The sequence below is a fragment of the Bacteroides sp. 1_1_14 genome (assembly GCF_000162515.1).
In the GTDB taxonomy this organism is placed as follows: Bacteria; Bacteroidota; Bacteroidia; order Bacteroidales; family Bacteroidaceae; genus Bacteroides; species Bacteroides thetaiotaomicron.
The window spans coordinates 173353-179350 of sequence record NZ_GG774711.1; the positions used below are offsets into that span (position 1 = coordinate 173353).

Genomic DNA, 5998 nt, shown 5'->3' on the forward strand with positions numbered 1-5998 from the left:
CGCAATAGCGATAGTTCTTTCTGGAGCTCAGAAATACTAGAATCAATAGCATCGCTATTTACTGGTTTAGAGGATCTACCCATATCTTTGTCTTCTATTTGATACTTGTTAAGCCAATAAGTAAGAAGCTTGGCACAAAAGCCGTGACGCTTACAAAACTCAGATTTGCTCTCGGGACTTGATAAATACTCACGAATATAAGACATTCGTTCATCATCACTGTAATAGTTGTACTTCTTTTTCGAATATTTCATCTTTATTTTCGATTTTTGAAGTGTCAACTTATTCAGTACACTACAGAAACTCTTTGAAGATACTGCTAAAATTGGAATTGGTGAACATCGGAAAAGTCATATTGTGGTAATACTGTCTGAAATGCCTACTTATCTCCATTTATGGGTGCACTCTCATTCCCGCAACGGTCGATAGCCGTTACTGCAAAATACTTCTTGGCATTCCAAGGCTGGATGGGTGCATAAATGTAACTTGTTTCACGAATACTTTGTGCGACAATATTTTCCGCTTTCTTTGTATCTACCGGATATTCATTGGAAGCATAAATCACGTACATCGGTTTATTCCGTTGGTCATTATCCGTCGCTGGTTGCCAGTTCAATTCGGTATATCCGTTGTCGATGGACGTAACTTTGAGTGCTGAGGGGGCAGACGGCGGAACGTTATCCAACCATGTCATCGGGGGCTGTAATGCCGGATAGGCATAGAAGTTCTCAATCAGTTCGTCATAAATTCCCTGAGTATTGTCCATCAGATACTTGACACGGTAATGTCCTTCTCCTGCCATTTTCTGATTACGGATGAAATTAATCTGACGATCCACTTCATCGCGTGTCCACTTCCCTTCGTCGGGATGGAGGAAATAGATGCCCAGCCCCGGAATAACCTGTCGTCCGTTGCTCTGTTCCTGCCAGTCGAGCGCGAAAGGATAGAAACTGTTTCCCTGAAAATACATCATGGGATATATCTGATCCTGAATACCTTCTCCGAGCCATCCTTGCGGGTCTTGATAAACGGTATAAAATGCGTTCCAACCACGGGAAGAATAGCGGGAAGTGTCTCTGTATTTTCCTACAGGGCAAGTACTTACCTTTACCCACGGCTTCATTGCTTTTACTCCTTTATATATATATCGGACGATTTCGGAAATGTTATCCCGTCGCCATTGATCCAAAGTACGACCTTTGCTGTAACGGCGAAAATCGTATTTGTCGGGGAATAGAGGAGCATTCTCCGGATAGCGCAGGTAGTCGAAATGCACTCCGTCTATATCATAGCGCTCCACCACTTCACGAACGAGTCTCATGAGATACTCTTTCGTAGCAGGATGCCCCGGATTAAGGAAATATTCATTTTTATAAGGCACGCATATATCTTTCACTCGCTTGGTGACAGATTGTTTGCCGAGAGAAGCGACGTGCTTTTTGTTGCCTAGCGGAATAGTCACCATCCACGCATGACATTCCATCCCCCGCTTGTGGCATTCCTCAATCGCAAAAGCCAACGGATCATATCCCGGATTTCCTCCGACTTTTCCGGTCAGGATAGAATTGAACGGTTCGATGGAAGAAGGATACAGCACATCTCCGCGTGTACGGGTCTGAAACAGGACAGTATTGAAGTTGGCAGCTTTCAGTTTATCAAGGATATCCACCAATTCTTCCTTTTGCTTGCGGATGCCCTGAGGAGTCGTGGCCCGTGTACGGGGCCAGTCCAGACCATATACAGCCGTAATCCATGCTGCACGAACTTCGTGCTTGGGTTGCGCCTTAGCCGGAAGGATAAGAAACAAAAGTGAAAGAATGAAAATAGTTCGGTGCATATTATTCCCTTTTAGATGCTAAATCTCTGCAAAGCTAGCAAAAATGTCTGTAAATTGATTATTCCTTTTTTATTTAATGCTATTTGACAGAAAATTACTGATTCTCTTTTAGTGGTATCTGCATTCTTGGCCGTCTTTTAATAAGGTACGAAATATAAAATATTAATATAACAAGATAATAAACAATGAAAAAGCTACTATCTGTGTCGCTCTGTCTTTTGTTTGCGGCGAGTCTGACTGCCCAGACGGGAAAGATTAGAGTTGCTACTGTTGGAAACAGTATCACCGGAGGAACGAATGATTATGGTTATTACGCGATGCCTCTGGCTGAAATGCTCGGTGATGATTATGAAGTTACCAAATTTGGTAAAGGCTCTTCCGGGGTATTTATAAAATTAAGAGAAGATGCGACTACTCCCGAAAATCCTAATGAATATCAATTCGCTTACATTAATTCTGAGCAATGCGCAGCGGCACTTGAGTATAAACCTAATATTGTCATTATTAAGTTCGGTGCAAATGATGCCAACAAGAAGAATTTCGAAAAATATGGTAAGGAGACTTTTAAAGCAGACTATAAGAAGTTGATCGCTAAATTCCAGGCTCTTTCGACTAAACCGGATATTTATATTTGTACGCCTCCTCCGATGTATTATGGCGATGGGGGATTTCTTGGTTCATTTGATGACAATGTAGCAAAGAATTATATTCAGCCTGCCGTAAGAGAGATTGCGGAGGAACTTAATCTGGTCTGTGTAGATCTGTATAATCCCTTGAAAGGACATCCGGAATTTATGCCGGGCGGCAACGATTGGGTGCATCCCGACCATAGAGGGCATTATATTATAGCGAAGGAAGTGTATAAGGCGATAACGGGTGAATTCGTTATGAACCCCGGTGGGATAACAGTGGCTGCTTCGGATATTTCTCTTTCGGGTTCGAAGGCGAAGATGAAGAATGGTGCTATTGAAAAAGCGAAGAACGGTACGAGATTGTCATTCGATGTACATTTTGGCTCATTGCCTACGTATGAGAAAGTAGAGGTTGACGTGCAATTGAATAAAAAGAAATCGGGATACTTGGATTTCTATCTGGATACTGAAACAATTCCTTTTGCCTCGGTTGATGTTTCGGGTGCCGACTCTAAGAATTTCACTACACAATCTGCTCTTTTCGACCGTCGGATAAAAGGCAAACATAAAGTGACTGTACAATGGAGAGGACAGGATGCCAAACTGAAATCAGTAACTATCAAGGAAAAATATATGCCTTATGTAACCGATAATGTATCTCAGGTCTATTTGGTAAACAAGGCAACCGGTATGGTACTGGATTGTAATCCGGATTCGAAAGTGATTTCTGCCGCAAAATATGATTCGGAAAAGAAGTCCCAGTTGTTTTGTATCGAGAATTTGACGTATCATATCCTCCGTGTCAGAAATATAGCGACCAACCTTCATGTAATGAATAATGGAGATAAAGTGATTGTGGGTAAGCCGGGTGATGACTGGCGAGTGCATGATCCTAAATATGCATTGTTCCTGACACCTACGGATGATGAAGGCTATTATTCATTGGAGCTGTCTCCTGAAGCAAGAATTGGTTTGTCTTCTGCCAACAGCACAGAGGTGGTAGGCAATAGAAGCGGCCAAATTGAAGACTTGGATAAATGGAAAATCGTGACAGCTGATGAAATGAAGAAGCAGTAATTCAGACCTTGGTGTATATATTGGATTATCTATATTAGCATTGAAAAGAAAGGAGGTTGTATCTGAACCTTTGCCGGAAGAACAAGAAACAAAAGTGAAAGAATGAAAATAGTTCGGTGCATATTCTTTATTTTTTGTTTTAAATCCCTGCAAAGTTAGCAAAAGTGTCGGTATTGTTGGGCTGTTTCGTGAGATTATGTTACATTTGCGACAGTTAAAAAAACAACACGCCATGATTACATTTACCCTGTGCCTGCTGGCGTTGATAGCAGGCTATTTCACGTATGGACGCCTGATGGAGCGCGTCTTTGGTCCGGACGACCGTAAAACACCGGCTCTTACCAAAGCCGACGGAGTAGACTATATTCCGTTGCCTACTTGGAAAATATTCATGATTCAATTCCTTAATATCGCCGGACTGGGTCCGATATTCGGTGCGATTATGGGAGCGAAGTTCGGTACTTCTTCTTATTTATGGATTGTATTGGGAAGTATTTTTGCAGGCGCTGTTCATGATTACTTTGCCGGAATGCTTTCTTTACGTCATGGGGGAGAGAGTCTTCCCGAAATCATAGGCCGTTATCTGGGACTGACTACCAAACAGATAATGCGTGGATTTACTGTTCTTCTGATGATTCTCGTCGGTTCCGTCTTCGTAGCCGGACCTGCCGGACTATTGGCCAAGCTGACTCCGGAAAGCCTGGACGCTACTTTTTGGATTGTCGTGGTCTTCCTATATTATATTCTGGCTACCCTGCTTCCGGTCGATAAGATCATCGGTAAAATATATCCGTTGTTTGCAGTAGCCTTGCTGTTTATGGCAGTCGGTATCCTGGTAATGCTTTATGTCAATCACCCTGCTTTGCCCGAACTATGGGACGGCTTGCAGAATACCAATCCGGATGCCAGTGAACTGCCGATCTTCCCGATTATGTTTGTGAGTATCGCCTGCGGTGCCATATCCGGTTTTCATGCCACGCAGAGTCCTTTAATGGCCCGCTGCATGACTTCAGAACGTCATGGACGTCCGGTTTTCTATGGTGCAATGATTACCGAAGGCATCGTTGCTTTGATATGGGCGGCAGCCGCTACTTATTTCTTCCATGAAAATGGAATGGAAGAAAGTAATGCTTCCGTGATAGTAGACGCTATCACTAAAGACTGGCTGGGAGCTATCGGTGGAGTGCTCGCCATTCTTGGAGTAATTGCGGCTCCCATTACTTCGGGAGATACCGCTTTCCGTTCCGCCCGTCTGATTGTGGCGGACTTTCTGGGACTGGAACAAAAAAGTATGCGCCGTCGTTTATACATTTGTATTCCGATGTTCGCAGTAGCTATCGGTCTGCTTCTTTATAGCTTGCGTGACGCGGACGGATTTAACATGATCTGGCGTTACTTTGCCTGGGCCAACCAGACATTGGCGGTGTTCACCCTCTGGGCTATCACAGTCTACCTTGTGGTAGCCAAAAAGCCTTATTGGATTACGCTGATCCCCGCCTTATTTATGACGAGTGTTTGTTCTACTTATATATGTATTGCTCCCGAAGGGCTGGGACTCTCGCATATAGTTTCCTACTGCATCGGTATAGGATGCGTAGTGGTAGCTATTGCCTGGTTCTTTATCTGGCTGGGAAAACAAAAAACTAGAAAACTATCAGAATGAAGAAAATAAAAAAATCGACAGGAGTTGCTATCGCATTCCTTATTTATGTATCAGTAACGGCAGCCTATTTGTTACCTCGCAACACGGAAGTCGGCCAGACGGAGAAGATTCTTACGGTGGTAGGTTCTTACGTCATCGTACTCTTGCTTTGGCTCGTGCTCCGGAAGAAGGAACAAATGCGTGAACGCCGTAAAAAAGACGAACAATCTATTCACTTAAAAAAGTAAATTTATGAAGAAATTAGCTTTAGCTATTTGTCTGCTGGTGGTATCAATAGCTGCCCAGGCACAATTTGAGAAAGGAAAAATGATTCTTAATCCTTCTGTAACGGGATTGGATTTTTCGTATAGTAAAAACGATAAGGCGAAGTTTGGTATTGGTGCGCAAGCCGGTACATTCCTTGCCGACGGTATCGCATTGATGGTTAATGTCGGTGCTGATTGGTCAAAACCCGTAGACGAATACACATTAGGAACAGGAATGCGTTTCTACTTTAATTCCACCGGTGTTTATCTGGGCGGAGGTCTCGACTGGAACCGCTTCCGTTGGAGCGGAGGACATCACCAGACTGACTGGGGGCTAGGCATCGAAGCCGGATACGCTTACTTCCTTTCCCGCACCGTAACCATCGAACCCGCCGTATATTACAAATGGCGCTTCAACGATAGCGACATGTCACGTTTCGGCGTTAAGGTCGGATTCGGATTCTACTTTTAACAATGGATAATGGATAATTGAAAATGGATAATGAGCTGCGCTGTTTACTGCATAGCCATTATCCATTTTCAA

Annotated in this window: 6 protein-coding genes; 4 read left to right on the top strand and 2 right to left on the bottom strand. The window is 43.4% G+C overall.

All coding sequences use genetic code 11. From position 1 onward, the window contains the following. On the bottom strand, nucleotides 1-254 hold a 254-nt coding region (locus tag HMPREF9007_RS03605), incomplete at its 3' end, for a transposase (RefSeq protein ID WP_008763302.1). Nucleotides 255-379: 125 nt separating this feature from the next. Then, nucleotides 380-1837 carry a family 10 glycosylhydrolase gene (locus HMPREF9007_RS03600; RefSeq protein ID WP_008763303.1) on the bottom strand — a complete coding sequence of 486 codons (1458 nt, stop codon included), beginning with the start codon at nucleotides 1835-1837 and terminating at the stop codon, nucleotides 380-382. Between the two features lie 185 nt (nucleotides 1838-2022). On the opposite strand from HMPREF9007_RS03600, the gene HMPREF9007_RS03595 reads away from it, so the two are divergent. The 4 genes from HMPREF9007_RS03595 to HMPREF9007_RS03580 all read left to right on the top strand — a co-directional run bounded on the left by HMPREF9007_RS03595 (nucleotide 2023) and on the right by HMPREF9007_RS03580 (nucleotide 5926). Further along, nucleotides 2023-3546 carry a GDSL-type esterase/lipase family protein gene (locus HMPREF9007_RS03595; RefSeq protein ID WP_008763304.1) on the top strand — a complete coding sequence of 508 codons (1524 nt, stop codon included), beginning with the start codon at nucleotides 2023-2025 and terminating at the stop codon, nucleotides 3544-3546. A 232-nt stretch (nucleotides 3547-3778) separates the two neighbouring features. Further along, nucleotides 3779-5209: a carbon starvation protein A gene (locus HMPREF9007_RS03590; protein WP_008763305.1), complete on the top strand. Its 1431-nt coding sequence runs from the start codon at nucleotides 3779-3781 to the stop codon at nucleotides 5207-5209. Continuing rightward, on the top strand, nucleotides 5206-5436 hold the full coding sequence (locus HMPREF9007_RS03585) for a hypothetical protein (protein ID WP_008763306.1): 231 nt from the start codon (nucleotides 5206-5208) through the stop codon (nucleotides 5434-5436). Before HMPREF9007_RS03590 ends, HMPREF9007_RS03585 begins: the two co-directional genes overlap by 4 nt. Nucleotides 5437-5440: 4 nt before the next feature. After that, the gene (locus HMPREF9007_RS03580) at nucleotides 5441-5926 is read left to right on the top strand and encodes an outer membrane beta-barrel protein (RefSeq protein ID WP_008763307.1); all 486 of its coding nucleotides are present in this window, start codon (nucleotides 5441-5443) and stop codon (nucleotides 5924-5926) included. Nucleotides 5927-5998 lie beyond the last annotated feature (72 nt).